This window comes from Azospirillum thiophilum, from assembly GCF_001305595.1.
In the GTDB taxonomy this organism is placed as follows: domain Bacteria; phylum Pseudomonadota; class Alphaproteobacteria; order Azospirillales; family Azospirillaceae; genus Azospirillum; species Azospirillum thiophilum.
In genome coordinates, this window is record NZ_CP012404.1 from 545446 (window position 1) to 571058 (window position 25613).

The following is a 25613-nucleotide window of genomic DNA, read 5'->3' on the forward strand; positions in this document are numbered from 1 at the left end:
ATGGGAAGCCGGCAGGGACAAGCCCTTCCGGAATGGAGGAGCTTGTCTGGAACGATTCAAAGTGTGGGGCTAACGAGTTGATCCGTCCAATAGTTATTTTGGAGCTCGTCGATAGGATGTATCGATCGCCGCGGCGATCCCTACCCGCTGAACAGTGCCGCGTCGATCCGCCGGACCATGGTGACCAGCCGCGGCGCATGCTCCTCCTCAAGCGTCTTCGAATCGACCAGGAAGCCCGGCCCGCCGCAGTTGAAGGCCAGGATCGGGGAGCCGTCGCGCGGCACGAAGGGAATGCCGATGGCATGCACCTCCGACTTCCAGGCTCCGATGGAGCGGCAGTAGCCCAGCGTCCGGTAGTCCTCGACCGCCCGCTCGATGCCGTCGCGGATCTCGGGCCAGCGCTCGCCCTCATGCTCCTCCAGCTTGGCCATCAGCGGTGCACGCTCGGCCTCCGGCAATGCCGCCAGATAGGCGCGGCCCATGCTGGTTGTCGACAGCTTGATGTGGGAGCCGACGTCGAGCGACAGGGTGATCGGGCTGTTCGCCTTGCAGCATTCCAGATAGATCATGCTCAGCCGGTCGCGCCCGCCGAGCGCCACGGCCAGTCCGGTCCGGTCGGCCAGATCCTGCATCAGCGGCCGCGCCACCTGCCGGATGCCCATGCCCGACAGGCTGGCATAGCCCAGCGCCAGCACCGAGGTGCCGAGCCGGTATTTGCCGGTGGTCTGGTCGTAGACAAGGTAGCCCAGCTTGGCCAGCGTGTAGGTCAGCCGCGACACCGTCGGCTTGGGCAAGCCGGTGCGTTGCGCCAGCTCCAGGTTGCCGAGCAGCGATTCGTTGCGACGGAAGGCGCGCAGCAGCTCCAGCCCGCGGGCGAGCGCCGTGACGAAGCGCGGATCCTTCTCGTCATCCGCCATCGGGTCGTCGGCGACCAGGGAATCTTCCCGCCTGCGCATGACCTGCCTCTCCCGCAAACCGCGTCGGGGTGATCCTGCCAGCGGTCCGGGCCGCAGGTCAACCGGGCATATTCCGCGATACGGAATTAGCGGCGGGCACCGCTATTGGGCCGCTCCCAGCCCAAGCGTCAGCATCCGCTCGTACAGCGACGCCCGCGAAATGCCCAGCAGCTTGGCGGCGCGCGCCTTGACGCCGTTGGCCTCCTCCAGCGCGGCGGCGATGGCGTGGCGTTCGGCGGCGTGCAACACCTCCTGCAACGGCCTCGCCCCGGCCGCCAGCGGCAGGGCCGAAGCGCCGGCCGGATGCTGGCCGGGCAGGACGCTGCGGATGTGCGGCGCGGTCAGGATCGGCGCATCGGTCAGCGCCACCACCCGCTCCAGCGTGTTGTAGAGTTCGCGCACATTGCCCGGCCAGTCATAGTCGCGCAGCACCTGCACCGCCGATTCCAGCAGCTCGCGCGGCGGGGTGCCCTGCTGGATCGCCAGCTGTTCCAGGATGCGGTCGGCGATGCTCTCGACGTCTTCCGGCCGGTCGCGCAGCGGCGGCAGGGTGATCGGCACCACGTTCAACCGGTAATAGAGGTCGGCGCGGAACTGCTTGTCCCGCACCAGCGCATGCAGGTCGCGGCTGGTGGCGGCGATGATGCGGACATCGACCCGCACCACCTTGTTGGAGCCGAGCGGCTCGATCTCCCGCTCCTGCAGGACGCGCAGCAGCTTGGCCTGCAGCGGCAGCGGCATGTCGCCGATCTCGTCCAGGAACAGGGTGCCGCCGTTGGCGAGCTGGAACTTGCCCTCGCGGTGGCGACGGTCTGCCCCGGTGAAGGCGCCGGGGGCGACGCCGAAGAATTCGGCCTCCAGCAGGGTTTCCGGGATGGCGGCGACATTGACACCGACGAAGGGCTTGGCAGCCCGCGGGCTGGCGGAATGGATGGCCTGGGCCAGCAGTTCCTTGCCGGTGCCGGTCTCGCCCAGCAGCAGGACGGTGCTGTCCATCTGCGCGGCGCGGCGGCCCAGCCGTTTGATCTCGCGGATCGATTCGCTGGCGCCCAGGAACTGGGAGAAGGAGTATTTCGCCCGGCGCTCGTGCGCCAGCTCCTGCTGGGTGCGGGCTAGCTCCTCCTGCATCTTCTCGTATTTGCGCACCAGCGGGCGCAGATATTCGGCACGGTCGAACAGCACGAAGCCGATGGCGCCGATGATGGCGCCGTCCGGTCCGAACAGCGGCATCCGCGTCACCACGAAGGAGCGGTCGCCGAATTCCATGATGTCGAGCGGCTGGGGCTGGCCGCTGTCGATCACCCGGCGCAGCTGGCTGTTGGGGATGACGTCCTCGACCGGCTGGCCGCGCGGATCGCCGGGGACGCCCAGCAGCGCCTTGTACTTGTCGTCCATCCAGGCGATGCGGGCATTGTGGTCGACGGTGACGGCACCGACGCACATGGATTCCAGATGCTCGAACAGGGAGTGTACCGCGCGCTGGCGCAACGCTTCGAAATCGACGGTGTCGCCCACGTCACCCTCCCAAACAGGACCGACTTTTGTCGTCCCGGTGTTGAGGCCTGCTGCATTGCAGCGCAATTTGCCAACAATATCAGAGGTCAACATAGTAGCCCATCCATCGGATTAAAGGGAAGGCGCGCAGGATCACGCAGGCACGCGGAGGCGAACCCGCATGCCCGTCGCACATCTGGTCTTGGGGCCGGCGTGGAAAACCGCTTTTTTAAAAAGGGCAAGCCAAGCCAGTTCTGTACATCTTTCGGAGTAACCCGACCCACTTCCACTTACGCAACCCATGCGGGTATCGGCAGGGGAAAAAGAGGGGGACCTTCCGGTCCCCCCTGGGGAGTTGCGGTCATTGGAATTCGCGGATGGAACCGCTGGGCTCAGTGCCCGCGCTTCGGTAGGCGGGCGAGCAACTCGCCGACGATGCCGCGGCGGAACAACAGGACGCAGACGACGAAGATGCAGCCGATGACCACTGGCACCGGCAGGCTGGTGGAGGCGAGGTAGCTTTCCAGCGTCACGACCAGCGCCGCCCCCACCACCGGGCCAAGCAGCGTGCCCATGCCGCCCAGCAGCGTCATCAGCACCACCTCGCCCGACATCTGCCACGTCACGTCGGTCAGCGAGGCCAGTTGGAACACCAGCGCCTTGGTCCCGCCGGCCAGCCCCGCCAAGCTTGCCGACAGCACGAAGGCCACCAGCTTGTAGCGGTCGGTGCGGTAGCCCAGCGACACCGCCCGCGGCTCGTTCTCGCGGATCGCCTTCAGCACCTGACCGAACGGCGAATGCACCGTGCGCCACACCAGCGCGAAGCCGCCGAGGAAGATCGCCAGCACGACATAATACATGGTCAGCGGCTGGGTCAGGTCGAACAGCCCGAACAGCGTGCCGCGCGGAACGCCCTGGATGCCGTCCTCGCCATGGGTGAAGGGAAGCTGCAGCGCCAGGAAGAACACCATCTGGCTCAAGGCCAGCGTGATCATGGCGAAGTAGATGCCCTGCCGCCGGATCGCGATCAGCCCGAAGACCAGCCCGAGCAGGGCGGCGACGGCGGTGGCGGCGAGCAGGCCCGCCTCCGGCGACCAGCCCCATTCCTTCACCGTGTGGGCGGCGATGTAGGCCGCCGATCCGAAGAAGGCGGCATGGCCGAAGCTCAAGAGGCCGGCGAAGCCGATCAGCAGGTTGAAGGCGCAGGCGAACAGCGCGAAGCACAGCACCTTCATCAGGAAGACGGGATACAGCACGAAGGGTGCCGCGACGGCGACCAGCAGCAGGCCCGCGGTCAGCAGGGCCGTGCCCATGGTGGGGCCGCGCATGGCTGCCCCGGTGGAATTGGCAGTGGTGTTGCCGGCGATGCTCATGGGTCAGCGCTCCCGTCCGAAGAGGCCCGCGGGCTTGATGAGAAGAACGATCGCCATGATCACGAACACGACGATGTTGGAGGCCTCCGGATAGAAGACCTTGGTCAATCCCTCCAGCAACCCCAGACCCAGACCGGTGAGGATGGCGCCCAGGATCGAGCCCATGCCGCCGATCACCACCACCGCGAAGACGATGATGATCAGGTTTGTCCCCATCAGCGGCGAGACCTGATAGATCGGCGCCGCCAGCACCCCGGCCAGCCCGGCCAACGCCACGCCGAAGCCGTAGGTCAGCGACACCATCACCGGCACGTTGATGCCGAAGGCCTGGACCAGCGTCGGATTCTCCGTCGCCGCGCGCAGATAGGCGCCCAGCTTGGTCCGTTCGATGGCGAACCAGGTGCCGAAGCAGATGGTCAGCGAGGCGACGACCACCCAGGCACGATAGTTGGGCAGGAACATGAAGCCGAGATTTTGGCCGCCCTTCAGGGCATCCGGGATCGGATAAGGCTGGCCCGACACGCCATATTGGTGGCGGAACGCCCCCTCCAGGATCAGCGCCAGCCCGAAGGTCAGCAGCAGGCCGTAGAGGTGGTCGAGCTTGTAGAGCCGCGACAGCAGCGATTTCTCAAGCGCGATGCCGAGCAGCCCGACCACCATCGGAGCGAGGAACAGCGCCCACCAATAGCCGAGCCCGGCATAGGTCAGCAGCAGCCACGCCACGAAGGCGCCGACCATATAGAGTGCGCCATGGGCGAAGTTGATGACGTTCAACATGCCGAAGATCACCGCCAGCCCCAGGCTGAGCAGCGCATAAAAGGAACCATTGATCAGGCCGAGCAGAAGCTGCCCGAACAGCACTTGGGGCGGAACTCCCAGCAGGCTGAACATGTCCGCGTCTCTCCCGGTTAGTTGTGACAGGTTGTTGTTTCTTGGTTTCAATGCTTGAGGTGATGAAGCTTCTCCCATCTTCGGACGAACCTGCGGTCCGCCGAAGATGGGAGAAGCTCAGGAAGGGAGCGGAACGCGCTCCCTCCCCCCTCACTTCACCAGCGGACAGCCGCTCTGCTTGGGATCGAGGAACGCCGTGTCGGCCGGGATGGTCTTCATGACCTTGTAATAGTCCCAGGCGCCCTTCGATTCGGCCGGAGTCTTCACCTGGACCAGATACATGTCGTGGAACATGCGGCCGTTGGCGGCGATCTTGCCCTTCTTGGCGAACATGTCCTCGACCGGCATCTCGCGCATCTTGGCAGAGACCTTGTCGGCGTCATCGGTCTTGGCCGCCTCGACCGCCTTCAGATAATGCTTCACCGCCGAATAGACGCCGGCCTGCACCATGGTCGGCTTCTTGCCGGACTTGGCTTCGAACTTTTTCGACCAGTCGCGGGTCTGGTCGTCGATGTCCCAGTAGAAGCCGGTGGTCAGCATCAGACCCTGTGCCGCCTGGAGCCCCAGCGCATTGACGTCGGAGATGAACAGCAGCAGGCCGGCCAGGCTCTGGCCCGACTGGGTGATGCCGAACTCGGCGGCCTGCTTGACCGCGTTGGTGGTGTCGCCGCCGGCGTTCGCCAACCCGATCACGTCCGCGCCGGACCCCTGGGCCTGCAGCAGGAAGGACGAGAAGTCGGCGGTGCCCAGCGGGTGCTTGACGGTGCCGGCGATGGTACCGCCCAGCGACTTGACCATCTTGGTGGTCTCCTCCTCCAGCGACTGGCCGAAGGCGTAGTCGGCGGTCACGAAGAACCACTTCTTCTTGCCCTGCTCGTAGAGCGCGCGGCCGGTGCCGGCGGCCATGGCGTAGTTGTCATAGGTCCAGTGGAAGCCGTAGGGGCTGCACTGGGCGCCGCTCAGCGCCGTGGCGCCGGGGCCCGACATCAGGAAGATGCGCTTCTTGTCCCGTGTGATGCCCTGCACCGCCAGGGCCGCGGCCGAGTTCGGCACATCGGCGATGACGTCGACGCCGCCGGTGTCGACCCATTCGCGCGCCTTCGACGCGGCGATGTCGGCCTTGTTCTGGTGGTCGGCCACGACGATTTCCACGGCCGCGCCGGCAACCTTGTTGCCGAACTCCTCCGCCGCCATCCGCGCGGCGATGGCGGAGCCCTCGCCCGCCAGATCGGCGTAGATGCCGGAGCGGTCGTTCAGCACGCCGATGCGGATGACGTTGTCAGACACCTGCGCGGCAGCCGGGGCGGCGACGGACATCGCGGTCCCGGCGAGCGTCAGCAGGGCGGTGCCGGCGAGAAGAAGGGTGCGCATGAAAGGGGCTCTCCCTGTTGGCTTTATTGTCCGGCCCATCCCGGCGGCGGGACGTCGGGCCATGATCGTGGGGACGTCGTCAGGCACAAGTCAGCCTGCACAAGCCCGGCCGACCGCCGCCCCGTTCCCGGATCGGGGTGGAGCGGCATTCGCGCCGGGACTGTCCGGTGATCGGACCGCTTCACACGCCGAGATAGGTGTGGAGCTTGTCCATGTTGGCGTGGAGCTGGTCGTTGGGGATCATGTCCACCACATGCCCTTCCTCCATGACGTAATGGCGGTCGGCGATGGTGGCGGCGAAGCGGAAATTCTGTTCGACCAGGACGATGGTGAAGCCGCGGGCCTTGAGCGCCCGCACCGCCACGCCGATCTGCTCGATGATGACGGGAGCCAGCCCTTCGGTCGGCTCGTCCAGCAGGATCAGGCTGGCACCGGTGCGCAGGATGCGGGCGATCGCCAGCATCTGCTGCTCGCCGCCCGACAGCCGCGTGCCCTGGGTCGAACCGCGCCCCTTCAGGTTGGGGAACAGCTCGTAAATCTGGGCGACGGTCATGCCGCCCTCCTTCACCACCGGCGGCAGCGTCAGGTTCTCGTCGACGCTGAGCGAGGAGAAGATGCCGCGCTCCTCCGGCACGTAGCTGATGCCGAGCCGCGGGATTTTGTGCTGGGCCATGCCGATCAGCTCCTGGCCCTGGAAGCGGATCGAGCCGGTGCGCTTGGCCATGATGCCCATGACGGCGCGCATGGTCGAGGTCTTGCCGGCGCCGTTGCGGCCAAGCAGCGTCACCACCTCGCCCTGCCGCACCTCCAGGCTGACGCCGTGCAGCACATGGCTCTCGCCGTAGAAGCCGTGCAGGTCGGAAATCTCCAGCATGGCCGTTCCCACTCGGGCGGTCTTGGTGTTCATCCCCTCAGGCATGTCCGGTCCCCATATACGCTTCCATCACCTGCGGGTTCTTCGACACCACCTCGTAGGGCCCCTCGGCGAGGATCTCGCCGCGGCGGAGCACGGTGATGGTGTCGGAGAGATGGGCGACGACAGACAGGTTGTGCTCGACCATCAGCACGGTGCGGTCGGCGGCGACGCGCTTGATCAGGGCCGCGGTGCCCTCGATGTCCTCATGGCCCATGCCGGCCAGCGGCTCGTCGAGCAGCATCACCTCGGGGTCGAGCGCCAGGGTGGTGGCGATCTCGAGAGCCCGCTTGCGGCCATAGGGCAGCTCGGCAGCGGTGTGCCCGGCCCAGGGGGAGAGGTTGACCGCCTCGATCAGCTCCAGCGCGCGATCGTGCAGGTCGTAGAGCGACGACTCCGACTTCCAGAAATGGAAGCTGGTGCCGAGCGGGCGCTGGAGCGCGACGCGGACATTCTCCAGCACGCTGAGATGCGGGAAGACGGCCGAGATCTGGAAGGACCGCACCAAGCCCATCAGCGCGATGTCGGCCGGCTTGGTGCGGGTGATGTCGCGGCCCTTGTAGAGGATCTGGCCGCGGGTGGGCGTCAGGAACTTGGTGAGCAGGTTGAACACCGTGCTCTTGCCGGCGCCGTTCGGGCCGATCAGCGCATGGATGGTGCCCCGCTTCACCTGCAGGTTCACCTCCTTGACCGCGACGAAGCCCTTGAACTCCTTCGTCAGGTTGCGCGCTTCCAGAATGATGTCGTCGTTCGGTGCGGCGTTCATCGGTCGCGAATTCTCCTCCCTTCGTCCTTGCTTTGGGTTCCCGGTGGTCCGGGGGCCGGAAGTTCCCGGCTCGGCCGCCATGCGGTGGGACGTTTCACCGATTGTTGTACGCACTATTCGTGCCACAGCGGATATCCCTTCGGTCCGGCGCATGGACCCTTTGTGTCTCCGGTGGTTTGCTCCTGTGCGCTGCCTCCTCCGCTCCCACCGTTGCACTGAAAAGTGTCGGAATCCCGGACACTCTGTCCAGCAAACATGACAGCAGTCAAAAGGTTTGTGTGCAAGATCGTCCGTGCGGCCGGGGCGTGATTGCGCACTTGCCAAACTGTGTGCGCACTGCGATGTTGACCGCCCGACGGTGCCCTGATCGCCCCTACGGACGGCGGGGATAATAGGGAATGCGGTACGGGCCTTCCGGAAAGGCCCCAAGCCGCGGCTGCCCCCGCAACTGTGTGCGGCGAGCGTCCGGTCCATCATGCCACTGACCGCAGGGTCGGGAAGGCGGGCCGCGATGCTGTGACCCGTGAGCCAGGAAACCTGCCGGCGGACCGATGGATTTACCCAACCCCGCCGGGTGTGGCGGGAGAGCAAGGACCAGCCTGATGACCACCCATCCGCTCCACGCCACCGCCGGTTCCGCGACCCGTAGCGCCGCCCGGACCTCGGTCGCCGCCTTCGCCGCGATCCTGCTTGGCAGCTTCCTGCTGTATGGCGTCGGCTTCGCCCAGCCGCAGCAGATCCACGATGCGGCGCATGACACCCGCCATTCCTTCGCGTTTCCCTGCCACTAAGCCCAAGTCATGGATCTGATCCGGCGGCTGTTCACAGCCGCTTTGGTCGCGGGCGTGCTCTCCGGCACGGCCGCTTCCGTCGTTCAGCAGGCGACGACCGTCCCGCTGATCCTCGAGGCCGAGAAATACGAGGTGGTGACCCCGCCCGTCGCCTCCCTCACTGCCCCTGCCCCTGCCGGCGGTGCCGCCGACTCCCACCAGCACGGCCCCGTGCGCGAGGTTGGCGAGGGCGTGCCGACCACGCCGGACGAGGCGATGCAGCGCATCGGCCTGACCATCGTCGCCAACCTGTTGACCGGCGTGGCCTATGCGCTGCTGCTCGGCGCCGCCATGCTGCTGGCCGGCCGGCCCGTCGATGCCCGCCGCGGGTTGGTCTGGGGTGTCGGCGGCTTCTTCGCCGTCTCGCTGGCCCCCTCCTTCGGCCTGGCTCCGGAACTGCCGGGCATGGCCGGGGCCGAGTTGGAAGCCCGTCAGCTCTGGTGGCTCGCCGCATCGGTCGGGGCCGGCATCGGCATGGCGGCGCTCGCCTTCGCCCGCAACCGGTTGGTCATCGCCGTCGCCGTGCTGATCGCGGCACTGCCCCATCTGGTCGGCGCCCCCCATCCGGAAAGCGCCGAAGGCGCTGTCCCGCCGGAGTTGGCGGCCCGGTTCGTCGCCGCCTCGCTCGGCACCGCCGCCCTGTTCTGGGCGATCCTGGGCTCCGTCTGCGGCTGGCTGATGAGCGGGCTGGCCGCCGAACCCAGCCCCGCCGCCCGGTTGCAGACCGGCACGCGTTAAGGAGCCGAACCCATGTCCGCACCTGCAAAAACGGTTGCCGGGAAAGTTCCGGCGACCGTCATCACCGGCTTCCTCGGCGCTGGCAAGACCACGCTGATCCGCGGCCTGCTGGAAAAGGCCGAAGGCCGCCGGCTGGCCCTGATCATCAACGAGTTCGGCGATGTCGGCATCGACGGCGACATCCTGCGCGCCTGCGGCAGCCCGACCTGCACCGAAGACGACGTGATCGAGCTGGCGAACGGCTGCCTGTGCTGCACCGTCGCCGACGATTTCGTCCCGGCCATCGAAAAGCTGCTGGCCCGGCCGCAGCCGCCCGAGCATATTGTGATCGAAACGAGCGGCCTGGCCTTGCCCAAGCCGCTGGTCCAGGCCTTCCACTGGCCGGCGATCAAGTCGCGCGTCACCGTGGACGGCGTCATCGCCGTGGTCGACGCCGCCGCTGCGGCGGAGGGTCGTTTCGCCCCCGATCCGGCGGCCCTGGCGGCCCAGCGCGACGCCGCCGGCACGGTCGACCACGAGACGCCGGTCGAGGAGGTGTTCGAGGACCAGCTGCTCTGTGCCGACCTGATCGTCGTCAACAAGACCGATCTGGTCGACGCCGCCGACCTCGCCCGCGTCGAGGATCTGATCCGCGAGGCCCTCGGCCACGCCGCCGGACGCGCCATCGGCAGCGGCGCCAAGCTGGTCCGCGCTTCCCAGGGGTCCGTCGATCCGCTGGTTCTGCTCGGCGTCGGAGCGGCGGTGGAGGACGACCTAGCCAACCGCCCCAGCCATCATGACGATGAGGAAGGCCACGACCACGACGACTTCACCAGCTTCGTCGTGGAACTGCCGTCCCAGCCCGATCCCGCCGCCCTGGTGAAAACCTTGGAGGATGTGGCCGCCCTGCATGGCGTGCTGCGCCTGAAGGGCTTCATCGACGTGCCCGGCAAGCCGATGCGCCTGCTGGTGCAGGGGGTCGGCATCCGCGTGCAGAGCCATTACGACCGCCTGTGGAAACCCGGCGAGGAGCGCCGCAGCCGGCTGGTGGTGATCGGCGAAACCGGGCTTGACCGCGAGGCGGTGACGGCGGCGGTTGTTGGGTAAGAATTAAGCTGTTGCGGCGTTTGCCCCCTCCCTAACCCTCCCCCGCTTTGCGGGAGAGGGGATTGCCGCCGCATCGCAAATCTACCCTCTCCCTCGAAGAGGGGGAGGGAGGGGGCGCCGCCGCCCCTGGAACATCGACTCATGCATCTGCTCGCCGCCCGCCAGGACGAACTCGACGCCGGCCCCCAGGCCGAAGATCTGGGGCAGACGCCGGCCGACCTCGTCATGCTGTCCTTTTCCGACAGCGACCTGACCGCGCTCGCCGCCGCATGGCGGACCGGCCGCGAACACCTGCCCAGCCTTCGCCTCGCCAACCTGAACCGGCTGGGACATCCGCTGTCGGTCGATCTCTATGCCGACAGCATCGTTGCCAGGGCGAAACTGGTGGTGCTGCGCCTGCTGGGCGGCAACGGCTATTGGCGCTACGGCCTCGACCGGCTGTCCAGCCTCTGCCGGGAGCGCAACATCCCGCTGGCCGTTCTGCCGGGGGAGGCGCAGCCCGACCCCAACCTCACCGCCTACGGCACCGTCGCGCCCGAGGCCGCCATCCGGCTGTGGCGCTATTTCACCGAGGGCGGACCGGCCAACATGGCCAATCTGCTGGCCGCCGCCGCCACGCTGGCCGGCACCCCCCTGCCCCATGAGGACCCGGCCCCGGTCCCCCGATTCGGCGCCTATGAGGGCTGGAGCGGGACCATTGCCGCCGACGCCCCGGTCGCCGCGGTGGTGTTCTACCGCTCCCACCTGCTGGCCGGCGATCTGGCGCCGGTCCATGCGCTGTGCGATGCGCTGGCCGAACGCGGCCTCGGCCCGCGCCCCCTGTTCGTCGCCAGCCTGAAGGAGCCGGACTGCGCCGCCTGGATGCGCGCCAGCCTGATCGCGCAGGATGCCGCCATCGTCGTCAACACCACCGCATTCTCGGCGTCGCGCGAGGATGGCTCCCCGCTGGAGGCCAATGGCAGGCCCGTTCTGCAGGCCATCCTGTCGACGACGCCGGAAGCCGGCTGGCGTGCCTCGTCGCGCGGGCTGGGACCGTCCGACCTGGCGATGAATGTCGTGCTGCCGGAGATGGACGGCCGCATCGTCGCCCGCGCCGTCGCCTTCAAGGCGGCGGGGGAGCCCGATCCCGACCTGCAATTCGCCGCCCCGGCCCTGCGCCCGATCCCCGACCGGATCGCCTTCACCGCCGACCTCGCCGCCGGCTGGGTCCGGCTGGCCCGCACCCCGCGGGCGGAACGGCGCCTGGCCCTGGTGCTGTCCGACTATCCCGGCCCAGGCGGCGGCATCGGCCATGCGGTCGGGTTGGACAGCCCGGCGAGCACCGTCGCGATGCTGCGCCGCCTGTCCGCCGAGGGCTACGCGCTGTCCGGGACTCCGGACACCAGCGCCGACCTGATGGCGGCGCTGACCGCTGTACCCGTCCCGACCCTGACCCTGGCCGAGTATGAGCGGCTCGCCCCCGCGGACATCCGCGCCCGCATCGCCGCGACCTGGGGCGGGCCGTCCGCCGACCCGGCCTTGCGGAACGGCGCCTTCGCCTTCCGCGCCCTGTCCTGCGGCAATGCGGTGGTGGCGGTGCAGCCCAGCCGCGGCCACGGTCCTCTCACCACCGCCCAGCATCACGACCCCGACACGCCGCCCAGCCACGGCTATCTCGCCTTCCACCTCTGGCTCCGCCATGTGGCGGGGATCCACGCCCTGGTGCAGATCGGCGCCCACGGCACCCTGGAATGGCTGCCGGGCAAGGCGGTGGCGCTGTCGGCGGATTGCTGGCCGGAGATCGTCGGCGGCGCCCTGCCGGTGCTCTACCCCTTCATCGTCAACAACCCCGGCGAGGGGGTGCAGGCCCGCCGCCGCCTCGGCGCGGTGCTGATCGGCCACCTGACCCCGCCGCCGGTGGAGGCCGGTCTGTATGGCGACCTCGCCGGGCTGGAATCCGCCATCGACGAATATTCGCAGGCGACCGGGCTCGATCCCCGGCGGCTCGGCATGCTGCGCGAGACCATCCTCGACCTTGCCTGGAAGACCGGCGTCGCCGCCGATTGCAACCTGCGGCCCGACGACGATCCCAACGCCATCCTGTCGCGGCTGGACGCCCATCTCTGCGACATCAAGGAGATGCAGATCCGCGACGGCCTGCATGTCTTCGGCCTCAGTCCCGACGGCGAGCGCCGCGACCGCCTGACGGCTGCCGTTGCCCGAACCGCCGATCCGGCAGCCGTCTCCACCGCCGTCGATGCCTGCGGCGAGGCGGAGATGCGGGCGCTGCTCGACGGGCTGGACGGCCGCTTCGTCCGCCCCGGCCCCGGCGGCTCCCCGGCGCGCGGCCGGGCCGACACGCTGCCGACCGGCCGCAACCTCTATGCGCTCGACCCCCGCGGGGTGCCGACGCCGACCGCCTGGACGCTCGGCTGGCAGACGGCCGACGCGCTGATCACCCGCTATCTCCAGGATCATGGCGACTGGCCGCGGCGGCTGGTGGTGGATTGCTGGGGCACGCCCGCCATGCGCACCGGCGGCGACGAGCTGGCGCAGGCGCTGGCCCTGCTCGGCGTCCGCCCGATCTGGGAGAACGGGTCCGGCCGGGTCACCGGCTACGAGATCATGCCGGCGGGCGTGCTCGGCCGGCCGCGGGTCGACGTGACGCTGCGCATCTCCGGCCTGTTCCGCGACGTCTTCCCGCAGCAGATCGCCCTGTTCGACCAGGCGGTGCGCGCCGTCGCCGGGCTGGACGAGCCGGACGACGTCAACCCGCTGGCCGCGACCGCCCGCGCCGAGGAAGCGCGGCTCGCCGAGGCCGGCACCGGCGCGGAGGACGCCCGCCGCTGGGCCACCGCCCGCATCTTCGGCGCTGCCCCAGGCATCTACGGCACCGCGCTGCCGGGCATGGTCGCGCGGGGCGACTGGACCTCCCGTGCCGATTTCGGTGCCGCCTATCTGGAGGGCGGCTGCCACGCCTATGGCGCCGGGCTGGAGGGCGTAGCGCTGCCCGCCCTGTTCCGCCGCCGCGTTGGCGGCGCCGACGCGCTGGTCCACCACCAGGATCAGCGCGAGCATGATCTGCTGTCCACCGACGGCTTCATGCAGTACGAGGGCGGTTTCGCCGCCGCAGCAGCGCTGGAGGAGTCCGAGCCGGCGCTCTACCATCTCGACAGCGCCGATCCGGAAAACCCGGTGGTGCGCACGCTGGCGGAGGAGATCGCCCGCACCCTGCGCGGCCGCGCAGCCAACCCGCGCTGGATCCGGGGCATGATGCGCCACGGCTATCGCGGTGCCGCCGAGCTGGCGGCCGGCGTCGACACGCTGTTCGCCTTCGCCGCCACCACCGACGCCGTGCGTCCGGACCATTTCGACCTGCTGTTCGACGCCTATGTCGAGGACGGGGAGGTCTGGGACTTCCTGTCGCATGCCAATCCGGCGGCGGCCCGGCACATTGTGGCCCGCATGGGCGAGGCGCTCGACCGTGGCCTGTGGCATCCCCGCCGCAATTCCGCCGCGGAGGATCTGCGCCGCCTCCGGGAGATCGCCGCATGACGTCGCCACCTGCCACCCGGCCTCCCGCCACTTGGCCGAGACGCCGCGGCACCTGCCCCGGCGTGCTCGCCCCCATGGAGGTCGGCGACGGGCTGTTGCTGCGCGTCCGCGTCCCGGCCGGCATCCTGCCCGCCGGCCATGCCCGCCGCATCGCCGTGCTGGGCGACCGTTACGGGAACGGCCTGATCGACCTCAGCCATCGCGGCAACCTGCAGCTTCGCGGCATCGCCGCCGACGCCCTGACCGCTGCGACCGATGCCCTGCGCGCCATGGGCTATGTGTCGGCCGATGCCACGAGCGAGGCGGTGCGCAACGTGCTGTGCTCCCCGACCGCCGGGCTGGACTCCACGGCGCTGATGGACGTACGGGGGGTGGCACGTACGCTCGATGCGCGGCTGGCGGAGGATAAGGGCCTGCACCGCCTGCCGCCCAAATTCGGCTGGCTGGTCTGCGGCGGCGGGATAGGCCATCTGGCGGACAGCAGCACGGACGTACGCTTCGACGCCGTGGATGACGTACGCTTCCGGCTGTCGCTGGGGGGGACGCTGGCGACGGCGGTGCCGCTCGGGCTGTGCGGGGCCGGGGATGTGGCGGACATCGCCTCTGCGCTCGGCCGCGCCTTCCTGGAGCTTCGCTCGACCTTGCCGGAGCCGCCGCGCCGCATGGCGGGTCTGGTCGCGGCGATTGGGATTGAGGAGATCGGCACGCGCCTCTCCCCGCTGCTATTCCCTCCCCCGCCCAGCGGGGGAGGGTCAGGGTGGGGGCAAGCGTCGCACCTCATGGATGTCTTCGGCTCTGCCGAACCCCCTCATCCTGACCTTCTCCCCGGAGGGGAGAAGGGACTGATAACCGGAAAGGTCGTCGCCTTCCCCTTCGGCCGCCTGACCGCCGGCACCCTCGCCGCCCTCGCCTCGGCCTGCGCCGAGATCCGCATCACGCCGTGGCGCGCCCTGATCCTCGTCGCCCCGTCCGCCGACGCCGAGGCCGTCGCCCGCGCCCATGGCGCCATCCTGTCCCACGCCGACCGCCGGCTGAAGCTGACCGCCTGCAGCGGGGCGGGCGGCTGCGATGTCGGCACCACCGACACCCATGCGACGGCGCTCGCCATCGCCGACCGCGCAGGCCCCTTGCTGGACGAGGTGCGAATGGTGCATGTGTCGGGCTGCGCCAAGGGCTGCGCCCATCCCGCCATCGCCGACGTCACCCTGACCGCCCGCGACGGGCGGTATGACGTCGCCCTGAATGCCAAACCCGGTGACGATTCCTCGCACACCGGCCTGTCTCCCGCCGACGCGGTGGCCTGCGTCGCGGATCTGTTGACCGAGGAGTCTTCCGGTGCCTGAGCCGCTCTACGACTATATCCGCGACGGAGCGGCCATCTACCGCCAGTCCTTCGCCACCATCCGGGCGGAGGCGGATCTGTCCGCCATCCCCGACGACCTCAAGCCGGTGGCGGTTCGCGTGATCCACGCCTGCGGCATGGTCGATGCGGCGCAGGATCTGCTGTTTTCCGCCGGCGTCGGCACCGCCGCCCGTGCCGCCCTGCGGGCCGGCGCCGCGATCCTGTGCGACAGCGAGATGGTGGCGCATGGCGTGACCCGGGCCCGGCTGCCGGCCGGCAATCCGGTGGTCTGCACGCTGCGCGACGCCGCGGTGCCGGAACTGGCAATAAGCATCGGCAACACCCGCTCGGCCGCTGCGCTCGATCTGTGGGGCGACCGGCTGGGCGGTTCGGTCGTCGCCATCGGCAATGCGCCGACGGCGCTGTTCCACCTGCTGGAGATGCTGGCGGCGGGCGCCCCGAAACCGGCGGCGATCCTGGGCTTTCCCGTCGGCTTCGTCGGCGCGATGGAGAGCAAGGACGCGCTGGCCGAGAACCCCTTCGGCGTGCCCTATCTGGCGATCCGCGGCCGGCGCGGCGGCAGCGCCATGGCCGCCGCCGCCGTCAACGCGCTGGCGAGCGACGTCGAATGAGCGGCGACAATCTTCCGCCCGGCACCATTCCTCCCGGCCGCCTGTTCGGCGTCGGCGTCGGCCCCGGCGATCCCGAGCTGATGACGCTGAAGGCGGTGCGCACCATCGGCTCCTGTCCGGTCGTGGCCTATTTCTGCAAGCGCGGCACCAGGGGCCACGCGCGGCGCATCGCCGACGGCGCCATCACACCCGACCATATCGAACTGCCGATGGTCTATCCGGTGACGGTCGAGCTGCCGCCCGACCATCCCGACTATGGCCGGCAGATCGAGGCCTTCTTCGACGAATCCGCCGAGCGGATCGCCGGGCATCTCGCCGCCGGCCGCTCGGTCGCCGCGCTGAACGAGGGGGATCCGTTCTTCTACGGCTCCTTCATGCATCTGTTCCTGCGCCTGTCGACCCGCTTCCCGACCGAGGTCGTTCCCGGCGTCACCAGCATGGTCTGCAGCGCCGCGCTGCTGCCGCGCCCGCTGATGCTGCGCGACGACGTGCTGTCGGTGATCCCCGGCACGCTGGACGAGGCGGCGCTGGTCCGCGCCCTGACCGCTGCGGATGCCAGCGTCGTGATGAAGCTGGGCCAGAACCTGCCGAAGGTCCGCCGGGCCATCGCCGCCGCCGGGCTGGCCGAACGCGCCTGGTATGTCGAGCGCGCCAGCATGGACGAGCAGCGCTTCATGCCGTTCCTGGAGGCGCCGGACAGCGCCCCCTACTTCTCCCAGATCGTCATTCCGGGCGAGGGCAAGCGCGGATGAGCGACGCGCAGACGACTGGCTGGCTGAAGGTGGTCGGGCTCGGCCCCGGCCCGGAAGAGTGGCTGACGCCGCAGGCGCGGCACGATCTGGCCGAGGCGACCGACCTCGTCGGCTATTTCCCCTATGTCGAGCGGGTGCCGCCGGGGCCCCAGGTTCGCCACGCCTCCGACAACCGGGTCGAGCTGGACCGCGCCCGCTTCGCTCTCGATCTGGCGGCGCAGGGCCGGCGGGTCGCGGTGGTGTCGGGCGGCGACCCCGGCATCTTCGCCATGGCCGCCGCGATCTTCGAGGCGCTGGACGATCCGGCCGCGCCGGACGCCTGGCGCGCCGTGCCCCTGTCGGTCGATCCCGGCGTGTCGGCGATGCAGGCCGCCGCCGCGCGGGCCGGGGCGCCGCTGGGGCATGATTTCTGCGCCATCTCGCTGTCCGACAATCTCAAGCCGTGGGAGGTGGTGCTGAAGCGCCTGCGTCTGGCGGCGGAAGCGGATTTCGTCATCGCGCTCTACAACCCGATCTCCCGCGCCCGGCCCTGGCAGCTCGGCGCGGCGTTCGACGCCCTGCGCGAAATCCGGAGCGCCGGAACCCCCATCGTGCTGGGCCGCGCTGTCGGCCGGCCCGACGAGGCGCTGACCGTCACCACGCTGGGTGAGGTGCGGGCGGAGCAGGCGGACATGCGCACCCTCGTCATCATCGGCGCGTCCCACACCCGACTTGTTCCGCGCGCGGACGGCGGACGCTGGGTCTACACGCCCCGGCATTACCGGGGGTGAGGATGGGTGCGATGGCAGTGCTGGCGGAGATGCCCGTGACCAACCTGCCGCGAGTAACCCTCTCCCCCCCGGGGAGAGGGCTGGGTGAGGGGGGCGCGGTGCAGGACTTTAGCAAGGATTCTGCCGGGTTTCCCCCTCACCCCAACCCTCTCCCCGGGGGGGAGAGGGGGAATCAGTGGGAAGGAAAGTCAGCCCATCCCCTCCAGCCACTCCAGCGCCGCCTCGACGTCGGGCAGCTCCGCCACGCCGTTGCCCGCCGGCCGCTGCACCATCACCACCGGCAGCCCCAGCTCCCGCGCGGCTTCCAGCTTCGCGTCGGTGGCACGGCCGCCGCTGTTCTTGCTGACCAGCACCTCCACCCCATGCCCGCGCATCAGCGCCAGTTCGCCCTCCACCGTGAACGGTCCGCGGTCGAGGATCAGGCTCATGCGCGGCAAGGCCGGCATCGGCTCCGGCGGGTCGACAGCGCGGATCAGGTAGCGTTTGCCCGGCATCGCCTCGAAGGCGGCGACCTCCTGCCGGCCGATGGTCAGGAACACGGCGTCGCCCAGATCGGACAGGGCGGCCGCCGCCGCTTCCATGTCGGGCACGCCGATCCAGCGGTCGCGCGGCCCGGCCACCCAGGCCGGACGGGTCAGCCGTCGCAGCGGAACGCCCGCTTGTGTGCAGGCCGCGGCGGCATTGGCGGAAATCCGCGCCGCGAAGGGATGGGTCGCGTCGATCGCCGCGCCGATGCCCTCGTCGCGCAGATAGGCGGCGAGCCCCTCCACCCCGCCGAAGCCGCCGATGCGGGTCGGCAGCGGCGGCAGGACCGGGTTCCTGGTGCGCCCGGCCAGCGACACCCGGCCGTCGATGCGCGGATGGCCGGCCAGTCGCTTGGCAAGCGCCGTCGCTTCGGTCGTGCCCCCCAGAATCAGCAGCCTCGGCACCGGCTTCCCCTCCCCGTTCGTCAGGATCTCCGCCATGGATAGCATGGGAACGGGCCGCTGGCTCACCATCGTCGGCATCGGCGAAGACGGCTGGGACGGTTTGTCTCCCGCTGCCCGCGCCGCGGTGGAAGGCGCGTCCATCCTGCTTGGCGGTGTCCGCCATCTCGGACTGGTTGCGGTCGTTGCCGGACAGGAACGATCGGCATGGCCGTCGCCGCTGGCCGACGCAATCCCCGGCCTGCTCGCCCGGCGCGGGCAGCGGGTCTGTGTGCTGGCGAGCGGCGACCCCTCCTGGTACGGGGTGGGCGCAACCCTCGCCCGGTTCGTTCCGGCTGCGGAAACGACGGTGATACCAGCTGCGTCCGCCTTCAGCCTCGCCGCCGCGCGGCTGGGCTGGCCGGTGCAGGACTGTCGCTGCCTGACCATCCATGGCCGCCCGCTGGAGCTTGTCATTCCGCATCTGCAACCGAATGCGAAACTGCTGCTTCTTTCCTGGGACGGAACAAGTCCGGCAAAGCTGGCGGCCTTGGCTCGCGCCCGCGGCTTCGGAGCATCGCACCTCACCGTGCTGGAGGCGATGGGCGGCCCGCGCGAGAGGCGAATCGACGCCACCGCCGATGCCTGGAGCGAAGAGCGCGTCGCCGACCTCAACACCATCGCGCTTGAGTGCGTCGCCGCCCCCGGTGCCCGCATCCTGCCGCTGGCGCCCGGCCTGCCCGACGACTGGTTCGAGCATGACGGCCAGATCACCAAGCGCGAGGTCCGTGCCGTCACCCTGTCCTTCCTGGCGCCACGCCGCGGCGACCTGCTGTGGGACGTCGGCGCCGGGTCGGGGTCGATCGGCATCGAATGGATGCTGCGCGACCCGGCCAACCGCGCCATTGCCGTCGAGCATCATGACGAGCGCTTCGCCCGCATCCTCGCCAACGCCGCGGCGCTGGGGGTGCCCGGCCTGACGCTGGCCCGCGGCAAGGCTCCGGCGGCGCTGGACGGGCTGGAGCCACCCGACGCCATCTTCATCGGCGGCGGACTGACCGCCGACGGCGTGCTGGATGCCTGCTGGACCGCCCTGCCCCCCGGCGGGCGGCTCGCCGCCAATGCGGTGACGCTGGAAAGCGAAGCGGTGCTGATCGCGGCGCACAAACGGTTCGGCGGCGAGCTGGCGCAGGTCGCGGTGTCGCGCGCCTCGAATGTCGGCGGTTTCCGCGGCTGGCGCCCCTCGATGCCGGTCACGCTGTGGCGGGTGGAAAAACCATGGACGGCATGAGTTCAGACCGGATCCTGTTCGGCCCGGTCTTCGTCGGGCTGGGCTGCCGCCGCGGCTGCGGGTGGGAGGAGATCGCCGCCCTGGTCGCCGGCGCCTTCGACGAAGCCGCCCTGCCCGATGCGGCGCGCCGGCTGGCCGCGCTCGCCGCCCCGGCGATGAAGTCCGACGAGCCCGGCCTGGCCGAGGCGGCCCGCGCGCTCGGCCTGCCGCAGCGCTTCATCGAGGAGGACGCGATGCTGGCCGCCCAGGACCGCGTCCATACCCGGTCGGCCACCGTGCTGGCCGCCGTCGGTCTGGCCTCGGTCGCCGAAGCCGCGGCGCTGGCCGCCGCCGGGCCGGGATCGCGCCTGCTGCTGCCGCGCCGCTCCACCCCCCGCGCCACCGTGGCGCTCGCCTTGCCCGCCGTCGCCCTGCCCGGCGTCGCTGTGCCGGAGACCCGTTCATGACCGTCCATTTCATCGGCGCCGGACCGGGAGCCCCCGACCTGCTGACCCTGCGCGGCCGCGACCTGATCGCGCGCTGTCCGGTCTGCCTCTATGCCGGCTCGCTGGTGCCGCGGGAGATCATCGCCCATGCCCCGCCCGGCGCCCGCATCGTCGACACCGCGCCGCTGACGCTGGAAGAGATCGTCGCCGAGTTCCGGGTCGCCCATGCCGCCGGCCAGGAGGTGGCGCGGCTGCATTCCGGCGACCTGTCGGTCTACAGCGCGCTGGGGGAGCAGACCCGCGCCCTGCGCGAACTCGGCATCCCCTACACCATCACCCCCGGCGTGCCGGCCTTCGCCGCGGCGTCGGCCGCGCTCGGGCGCGAGCTGACCCTGCCGGAGGTTAGCCAGACGCTGATCCTGACCCGCACCGAAGGCCGCGCCTCGGCGATGCCGGCGAACGAGACGCTGGAGGTGCTGGGGGCGTCCGGCGCGACGCTGGCGATCCACCTGTCGATCCATGTCCTCGACCGGGTGGTCGAACGGCTGACCCCGCTCTACGGCGCCGGCTGCCCGGCGGCGGTGGTCTACCGCGCCAGCTGGCCGGACGAGCGGGTGGTGCGCGGCACGCTGGCCGACATCGCGGCGCAGGTGGCGGCGGCGCCGATGGAACGCACCGCGCTGATCCTGGTCGGCCCGGCGCTGGAGCATGAGGATTTCCGCTGCAGCGCCCTCTATGACGGCAGCCATGTCCGCCGCTACCGGGGGCTGGGGGAGTGAGGGGCATTCGGAACGGAGAAAGGCGCGTTCCCCACGATCCGTCCCTGGCGGTCGGTGATCAGAACCTCGACATCCACCGGCGCGCCCTCCAGCATCTCCAGCGCCGCACGTTGCGCCAGCGCCGCCACATGGTCGGCAAGCGGCAGGCCGGCAGCCTCGGCCATGCCCAGAACCTGAGCCGCGGTGTTGGCGCCGCGCGCCTGCCCGGCCAGCTCCGGCCCGGCGCCCAGTTCGGCCAGCCGGTCGGCCAGCCAGTCGAGATCGACGCTGTTGCGTTTGGAATGCAGATCCATCAGCCCGCGCGCCAGCTTGCCGAACTTGGCGAAGCCGCCGCACAGGGTCAGGCGCGGGATCGGCTGGCGGCGCAGGTATTTCAGCGTGCCGCCGGCGAAATCGCCCATGTCGATCAGCGCCTGTTCGGCAAAGCCGTAGCGCGCCGTCACCGCCTTTTCCGACAGATCGCCGGTGCAGGCCGCGACATGGGTCAGGCCGGCGGCCCGCGCCACGTCGATGCCGCGCTGGATCGACGCGATCCAGGCCGCGCAGGAATAGGGCACGACGATTCCGGTCGTCCCCAGGATCGACAGGCCGCCGAGGATGCCGAGCCGGCCGTTCATGGTGCGCCGGGCCAGCAGCTCGCCATTCTCCACCCCGACCTCGACCACCAGGTCGGCCGGCCGGCCGGCCCTGGCCGCCGCCTCCCCCACCGCCTCGGCGATCATGGTGCGCGGCACCGGGTTGATGGCGGGCTCGCCCACCGGCAGCGGCAGGCCGGGCAGGGTCACGGTGCCGACGCCGGGACCGGCGCGGAAGGTGACGCCGCTGCCGGGCGGGCCGTGCCAGACCCGCGCCCGCACCAGCGCGCCATGGGTCACGTCGGGATCGTCGCCGGCATCCTTGACCACGCCGGCCGCAGCCCAGGGGCCGTCCGCCCCCTCCCCCCGCTCCGTCACCGCCAGTGCGAAGGCCGGGGTCTGGCCGCCGGGCAGGGTGACGGCGACCGGATCGGGAAACTCCCCGCCGAACAGGGCTTCCGCCGCCGCGCGTGCCGCGGCGGTCGCACAGGTTCCCGTCGTCCAGCCGCGGCGCAAGGGTGTAGCATGCTCCGGCGTGCCGTCGCCGCCGTCCGCCTTCCCGCTTTCCAGCCCCGAGTCCGCGTTCATGTCGTTTGAGTCGTCCATTCCCGAAAGCGTCCAGGTCCCCTTCGCCCCCGGCAGCGTCTGGCTGGCCGGCGCCGGTCCCGGCGATCCCGGCCTGCTGACCCTGCTGGCGCTGCAAGGTCTAAGGCAAGCCGACGTCATCGTCCATGACGCGCTGGTCGGCCCACGGATCATGGCGCTCGCCAACCCGGCGGCAAGGCTGGAATTCGCCGGCAAGCGCGGCGGCCGTCCCTCCGCCCACCAGGACGACATCACCAGCCGCCTGATCGAGCTGGCGCAGGAGGGCCACCGGGTGCTGCGGCTGAAGGGCGGCGACCCCTTCGTCTTCGGCCGCGGCGGCGAGGAGGCCCAGGCGCTGGCCGCCCACGGCATCCCCTTCCGCATCGTCCCTGGCATCACCTCGGGCCTCGCCGGCCCGGCCTATGCCGGCATTCCGGCGACCCATCGCGACACCAACCAGGCGGTGATCCTGGCGACCGGCCATTCGCTGGGCGGCGGGCCGGATTGGCGGACTCTGGCCGCCACCAGGGTGCCGCTGATCCTCTATATGGGATGGAAGGCGCTGCCGACCATCGCCGCGGAGCTGATGGCCGGCGGGCTTGCCGCCGACACCCCCGTCGGGGTGGTGACCGAGGCGACGACCCCCAACCAGAAGAGCCTTGTCACCAGCCTCGGCACCTGCGTCGCCGATCTGGCGGCGAGCGGGCTGGAGCCGCCCGCCATCATCGTGATCGGCGAGATGGTGCGGCTGCGCCCGGCGCTGGACTGGCTGCCGGCACAGGCGGCGCTCGTTCATGGCTGATGGGCCCATGGCTGAAGGAGCGATGGCCAGAGGCCTGATCGTCGCCGCCCCGGCGTCGGGCACCGGCAAGACGACGCTGACGCTCGGGCTGCTGGCGGCCCTGCGCGCCCGCGGCGTCGCCGTCGGCGCGGTGAAATCGGGGCCGGACTACATCGACCCGGCCTTCCACCGCGCTGCCACCGGCCGGCCGAGCGTCAATCTCGACACCTGGGCGATGGGCCCCGATTTGCTGGACGGGCTGGCCGCCCGCGCCTCCGAGGGCGCCGATCTGCTGGTGTGCGAGGCGCTGATGGGGCTGTTCGACGGGGTCGCCGGCATCGGCGCCACCGGCACCGGCTCGACGGCGGAGATCGCGGCGCGCACCGGCTGGCCGGTCCTGCTGGTGGTGAACGCCAAGGGCCAGTCGCAGTCGGCGGCGGCATTGGTGAAGGGCTTCGCCACCTACCGCGACGACGTGACCATCGGCGGCGTCGTGCTGAACAATGTCGGCAGCCCGCGCCACACCGCGCTGGCCGGCTCCGCCATCGAGGCGCTGGGCATCCCGCTGCTGGGCGCCCTGCCCCGCGCGCCGGACCTGACCCTGCCCGAACGCCATCTCGGCCTCGTCCAGGCCGACGAGACCGAGGGGCTGGCCGGCCGGCTGGCCGCGCTGGGCCGCTTCGTCGCCGAGCATGTCGACCTCGACCGCGTCGCCGCGCTCGCCCGCCCGTCGCAGGCCGGACCCGGCAGCGACGCCCCGGCGCTGGCGCCGCTCGGCCAGCGGGTCGCCATCGCCCGCGATGCCGCCTTCACCTTCGTCTATCCGCACCTGATGGAGGGCTGGCGCGCCGCCGGGGCGGAGCTGCGCTTCTTCTCGCCGCTGGCGGACGAGCCGCCCCCGGAGGACTCGGACGCCGTCTATCTGCCCGGCGGCTATCCGGAACTGCATGCCGGCCGCCTCGCCGCCAACGGGCGCTTCCGCGAAGCCTTGCGCGCCGCGGCGGAGCGGATGCCGGTCTATGGCGAATGCGGCGGCTACATGGTGATGGGCGAGACGCTGGAGGATGCCGACGGCGTCACCCACCCGATGACCGGCCTGCTGGGCGTGCGCACCTCCTTCGCCAGGCGGCGGCTGCATCTGGGCTATCGCCGCGCCGAGCTGACGGCCGACGGGCCGCTGGGACCGGCCGGCACGCCGCTGATGGGGCACGAGTTCCATTACGCCTCGACGCTCGCGCGCGGCGGCGACGCGCCGCTGCTGACGGCGAAGACCGCCGACGGCAGCGAGTTGGGCGGGCTGGGCGGCCGGCGCGGGCTGGCGCTGGGATCCTTCGTCCACCTGATCGCGAGAGGGGTGAAATCATGAGTGAAGGTAAGGACGACGCCTTCACCGCTCCCGAGCGCGAGGCGCTCTACAAGGCGATCTTCTCCCGCCGCGACGTCCGCGGGCAGTTCCGGCCCGACCCGGTGCCCGGTGACGTGCTTGACCGCATCCTGCTGGCCGCCCACCATGCGCCGTCGGTCGGCTTCATGCAGCCCTGGAACTTCATCGTCGTCACCGATCCCGCCGTGAAGGCCCGCATCCATGCCGATTTCACCCGGGCCAGCGAGGAAGCGGCGGCGATGTTCGAGGGCGAGCGGCGCAGCCTCTACAGCCGCCTGAAGCTGGAAGGCATCCGCGAGGCGCCGGTCAATCTCTGCATCACCTGCGACCGCGAGCGCAGCGGCCCGGTGGTGCTGGGCCGCACCCACATGCCGGCGATGGATCTCTACAGCTGCGTCTGCGCGGTGCAGAATCTGTGGCTGGCGGCACGGGCCGAAGGGCTGGGGGTCGGCTGGGTCAGCATCCTGCACGAGGACGCGTTGAAAGAGGCGCTGGGGATTCCCGAGCGCATCGTGCCGATCGCCTATCTCTGCATCGGGCACGTCACCCATTTCGAGACGGCGCCGGAGCTGGAAAGCAAAGGCTGGCGCCGGCGCCTGCCGCTGGAGGAGCTGGTGTTCCGCGACCGGTGGGGGGCAGACAGGTGACTGCCGGCCACGCCCGCATCCACATCCTCATTCATCGGCTTCAGCGGAGAACGAGACCATGACCGCGGATATCCTCCCTGGCCCCGACCTGTTCGACCGGCTCGTCGCCGAAGCGCGGCCGGACTGGGCGGCCTATGTCGACCACGCCTTCGTGCGCGGGATGGGCGACGGCACCCTGCCGCAAGAGTGCTTCCGCCATTATCTGGTCCAGGATTACCTGTTCCTGATCCATTTCGCCCGCGCCTACGCGCTCGCCATCTACAAGGGGCGCGACCTGCGCGAGATGCGTTCGGCGCTCGGCGGGCTGAAGGCGATCCTGGACGTCGAGATGGATCTGCATGTCGGCTTGTGCGCCGGCTGGGGACTGTCGGCCGCCGAGCTGGAGCAGGCGGCGGAGGCCAAGGCGACGATGGCCTACACCCGCTATGTGCTGGAAACCGGGCTGCGCGGCGACCTGCTGGATCTGCATGTGGCGCTCAGCCCCTGCGTCATCGGCTATGCCGAGATCGGCCGCAGGCTGGCCGCACTGCCGGGCGCCCTGGACGAGAGCAACCCTTATCGCGTGTGGATCGCCGAATATGCCGGCGACACCTATCAGGAGGTGGCGCGGGCGGCGCGCGAGACTCTCGACCGACTGGCGGCCGACGGGATGACGCCGGCACGCTTCCCCAAGCTGTTGACGGTCTTCCGGCAGGCCTGCCGGCTGGAGGCGGATTTCTGGGAGATGGGAACGACGCTGGCGGGCTGAGGCAGGACGGGCTGAAGCGGGGGCGGGCTGAGGCGGGAGCCCCCG

Annotated in this window: 24 protein-coding genes and 1 riboswitch; of the genes, 15 read left to right on the top strand and 9 right to left on the bottom strand. The window is 70.4% G+C overall.

Annotated features, from left to right (window positions below; all coding sequences use genetic code 11):
* Window positions 1–140 precede the first annotated feature (140 nt).
* The 7 genes from AL072_RS25260 to AL072_RS25290 all read right to left on the bottom strand — a co-directional run bounded on the left by AL072_RS25260 (window position 141) and on the right by AL072_RS25290 (window position 7764).
* A complete protein-coding gene (locus AL072_RS25260; RefSeq protein WP_045583883.1) occupies window positions 141–956 on the bottom strand; it encodes an IclR family transcriptional regulator in 816 nt (271 codons plus the stop codon).
* A 102-nt stretch (window positions 957–1058) separates the two neighbouring features.
* On the bottom strand, window positions 1059–2471 hold the full coding sequence (locus tag AL072_RS25265) for a sigma-54 interaction domain-containing protein (protein ID WP_045583882.1): 1413 nt from the start codon (window positions 2469–2471) through the stop codon (window positions 1059–1061).
* A 371-nt stretch (window positions 2472–2842) separates the two neighbouring features.
* Entirely contained in the window at window positions 2843–3778 is a 936-nt protein-coding gene (locus AL072_RS25270; RefSeq protein WP_045584037.1) for a branched-chain amino acid ABC transporter permease, read from the bottom strand.
* 48 nt (window positions 3779–3826) lie between these two features.
* Window positions 3827–4714, bottom strand: a complete 888-nt coding sequence (locus tag AL072_RS25275; protein ID WP_045583881.1) for a branched-chain amino acid ABC transporter permease — start codon at window positions 4712–4714, stop codon at window positions 3827–3829.
* 150 nt (window positions 4715–4864) lie between these two features.
* Window positions 4865–6085 (bottom strand): ABC transporter substrate-binding protein, encoded by a 1221-nt coding sequence (locus tag AL072_RS25280; protein ID WP_045583880.1) that lies wholly within the window; start codon window positions 6083–6085, stop codon window positions 4865–4867.
* A 181-nt stretch (window positions 6086–6266) separates the two neighbouring features.
* On the bottom strand, window positions 6267–7004 hold the full coding sequence (locus AL072_RS25285) for an ABC transporter ATP-binding protein (protein WP_045583879.1): 738 nt from the start codon (window positions 7002–7004) through the stop codon (window positions 6267–6269).
* Window positions 6997–7764, bottom strand: coding sequence for an ABC transporter ATP-binding protein (locus AL072_RS25290; protein ID WP_045583878.1), 768 nt, complete (start codon window positions 7762–7764; stop codon window positions 6997–6999). The genes AL072_RS25285 and AL072_RS25290 overlap by 8 nt, the downstream gene beginning before the upstream one ends.
* Before the next feature lie 339 nt (window positions 7765–8103).
* Window positions 8104–8323: riboswitch (cobalamin riboswitch) on the top strand.
* 43 nt (window positions 8324–8366) lie between these two features.
* On the opposite strand from AL072_RS25290, the gene AL072_RS25295 reads away from it, so the two are divergent.
* From AL072_RS25295 to cobJ, 8 genes are all read left to right on the top strand, one after another.
* Window positions 8367–8555: a CbtB domain-containing protein gene (locus tag AL072_RS25295; protein ID WP_045583877.1), complete on the top strand. Its 189-nt coding sequence runs from the start codon at window positions 8367–8369 to the stop codon at window positions 8553–8555.
* Window positions 8556–8564: 9 nt separating this feature from the next.
* A complete protein-coding gene (locus AL072_RS25300) occupies window positions 8565–9332 on the top strand; it encodes a CbtA family protein (RefSeq protein ID WP_045583876.1) in 768 nt (255 codons plus the stop codon).
* A gap of 12 nt (window positions 9333–9344) precedes the next feature.
* Window positions 9345–10418 (top strand): cobalamin biosynthesis protein CobW, encoded by a 1074-nt coding sequence (gene cobW / locus AL072_RS25305; protein ID WP_045583875.1) that lies wholly within the window; start codon window positions 9345–9347, stop codon window positions 10416–10418.
* 141 nt (window positions 10419–10559) lie between these two features.
* Entirely contained in the window at window positions 10560–13952 is a 3393-nt protein-coding gene (cobN, locus tag AL072_RS25310; RefSeq protein WP_045583874.1) for a cobaltochelatase subunit CobN, read from the top strand.
* Window positions 13949–15295 (top strand): precorrin-3B synthase, encoded by a 1347-nt coding sequence (gene cobG / locus AL072_RS25315; protein ID WP_045583873.1) that lies wholly within the window; start codon window positions 13949–13951, stop codon window positions 15293–15295. The genes cobN and cobG overlap by 4 nt, the downstream gene beginning before the upstream one ends.
* Entirely contained in the window at window positions 15288–15926 is a 639-nt protein-coding gene (locus AL072_RS25320) for a precorrin-8X methylmutase (protein ID WP_045583872.1), read from the top strand. The genes cobG and AL072_RS25320 overlap by 8 nt, the downstream gene beginning before the upstream one ends.
* The gene (locus AL072_RS25325; RefSeq protein WP_045583871.1) at window positions 15923–16678 is read left to right on the top strand and encodes a precorrin-2 C(20)-methyltransferase; all 756 of its coding nucleotides are present in this window, start codon (window positions 15923–15925) and stop codon (window positions 16676–16678) included. Before AL072_RS25320 ends, AL072_RS25325 begins: the two co-directional genes overlap by 4 nt.
* Complete coding sequence (cobJ, locus tag AL072_RS25330) at window positions 16675–17448, top strand: precorrin-3B C(17)-methyltransferase (protein ID WP_045583870.1); 774 nt, start codon at window positions 16675–16677, stop codon at window positions 17446–17448. The genes AL072_RS25325 and cobJ overlap by 4 nt, the downstream gene beginning before the upstream one ends.
* Window positions 17449–17636: 188 nt before the next feature.
* Here cobJ and AL072_RS25335 read toward each other — a convergent pair whose 3' ends face one another.
* Window positions 17637–18377 carry a cobalt-precorrin-6A reductase gene (locus AL072_RS25335; RefSeq protein ID WP_200909913.1) on the bottom strand — a complete coding sequence of 247 codons (741 nt, stop codon included), beginning with the start codon at window positions 18375–18377 and terminating at the stop codon, window positions 17637–17639.
* Between the two features lie 43 nt (window positions 18378–18420).
* On the opposite strand from AL072_RS25335, the gene AL072_RS25340 reads away from it, so the two are divergent.
* The 3 genes from AL072_RS25340 to cobM are packed head-to-tail and all read left to right on the top strand — an operon-like array spanning window position 18421 to window position 20848.
* The gene (locus AL072_RS25340) at window positions 18421–19644 is read left to right on the top strand and encodes a bifunctional cobalt-precorrin-7 (C(5))-methyltransferase/cobalt-precorrin-6B (C(15))-methyltransferase (RefSeq protein ID WP_045583868.1); all 1224 of its coding nucleotides are present in this window, start codon (window positions 18421–18423) and stop codon (window positions 19642–19644) included.
* Window positions 19641–20090, top strand: coding sequence for a cobalamin biosynthesis protein (locus AL072_RS25345; RefSeq protein ID WP_245636976.1), 450 nt, complete (start codon window positions 19641–19643; stop codon window positions 20088–20090). Before AL072_RS25340 ends, AL072_RS25345 begins: the two co-directional genes overlap by 4 nt.
* Complete coding sequence (cobM, locus tag AL072_RS25350; RefSeq protein WP_045583866.1) at window positions 20087–20848, top strand: precorrin-4 C(11)-methyltransferase; 762 nt, start codon at window positions 20087–20089, stop codon at window positions 20846–20848. Before AL072_RS25345 ends, cobM begins: the two co-directional genes overlap by 4 nt.
* Here the strand turns inward: cobM and AL072_RS25355 are convergent.
* The gene (locus AL072_RS25355) at window positions 20827–22011 is read right to left on the bottom strand and encodes a cobalt-precorrin-5B (C(1))-methyltransferase (protein ID WP_082109139.1); all 1185 of its coding nucleotides are present in this window, start codon (window positions 22009–22011) and stop codon (window positions 20827–20829) included. The two genes, cobM and AL072_RS25355, sit on opposite strands and share 22 nt — an antisense overlap.
* Here AL072_RS25355 and cobA point away from each other — a divergent pair.
* From cobA to tenA, 4 genes are read left to right on the top strand one after another with little or no spacing between them, the layout of a single operon-like run.
* Window positions 22010–22810 (top strand): uroporphyrinogen-III C-methyltransferase, encoded by an 801-nt coding sequence (gene cobA / locus AL072_RS25360; RefSeq protein ID WP_045584035.1) that lies wholly within the window; start codon window positions 22010–22012, stop codon window positions 22808–22810. The two genes, AL072_RS25355 and cobA, sit on opposite strands and share 2 nt — an antisense overlap.
* A gap of 22 nt (window positions 22811–22832) precedes the next feature.
* A complete protein-coding gene (locus tag AL072_RS25365) occupies window positions 22833–24155 on the top strand; it encodes a cobyrinic acid a,c-diamide synthase CobB (protein ID WP_245636977.1) in 1323 nt (440 codons plus the stop codon).
* Window positions 24152–24820 (top strand): 5,6-dimethylbenzimidazole synthase, encoded by a 669-nt coding sequence (gene bluB / locus AL072_RS25370; protein WP_045583864.1) that lies wholly within the window; start codon window positions 24152–24154, stop codon window positions 24818–24820. The genes AL072_RS25365 and bluB overlap by 4 nt, the downstream gene beginning before the upstream one ends.
* Window positions 24821–24878: 58 nt before the next feature.
* Complete coding sequence (gene tenA, locus AL072_RS25375; protein ID WP_045583863.1) at window positions 24879–25568, top strand: thiaminase II; 690 nt, start codon at window positions 24879–24881, stop codon at window positions 25566–25568.
* Window positions 25569–25613: the final 45 nt, after the last annotated feature.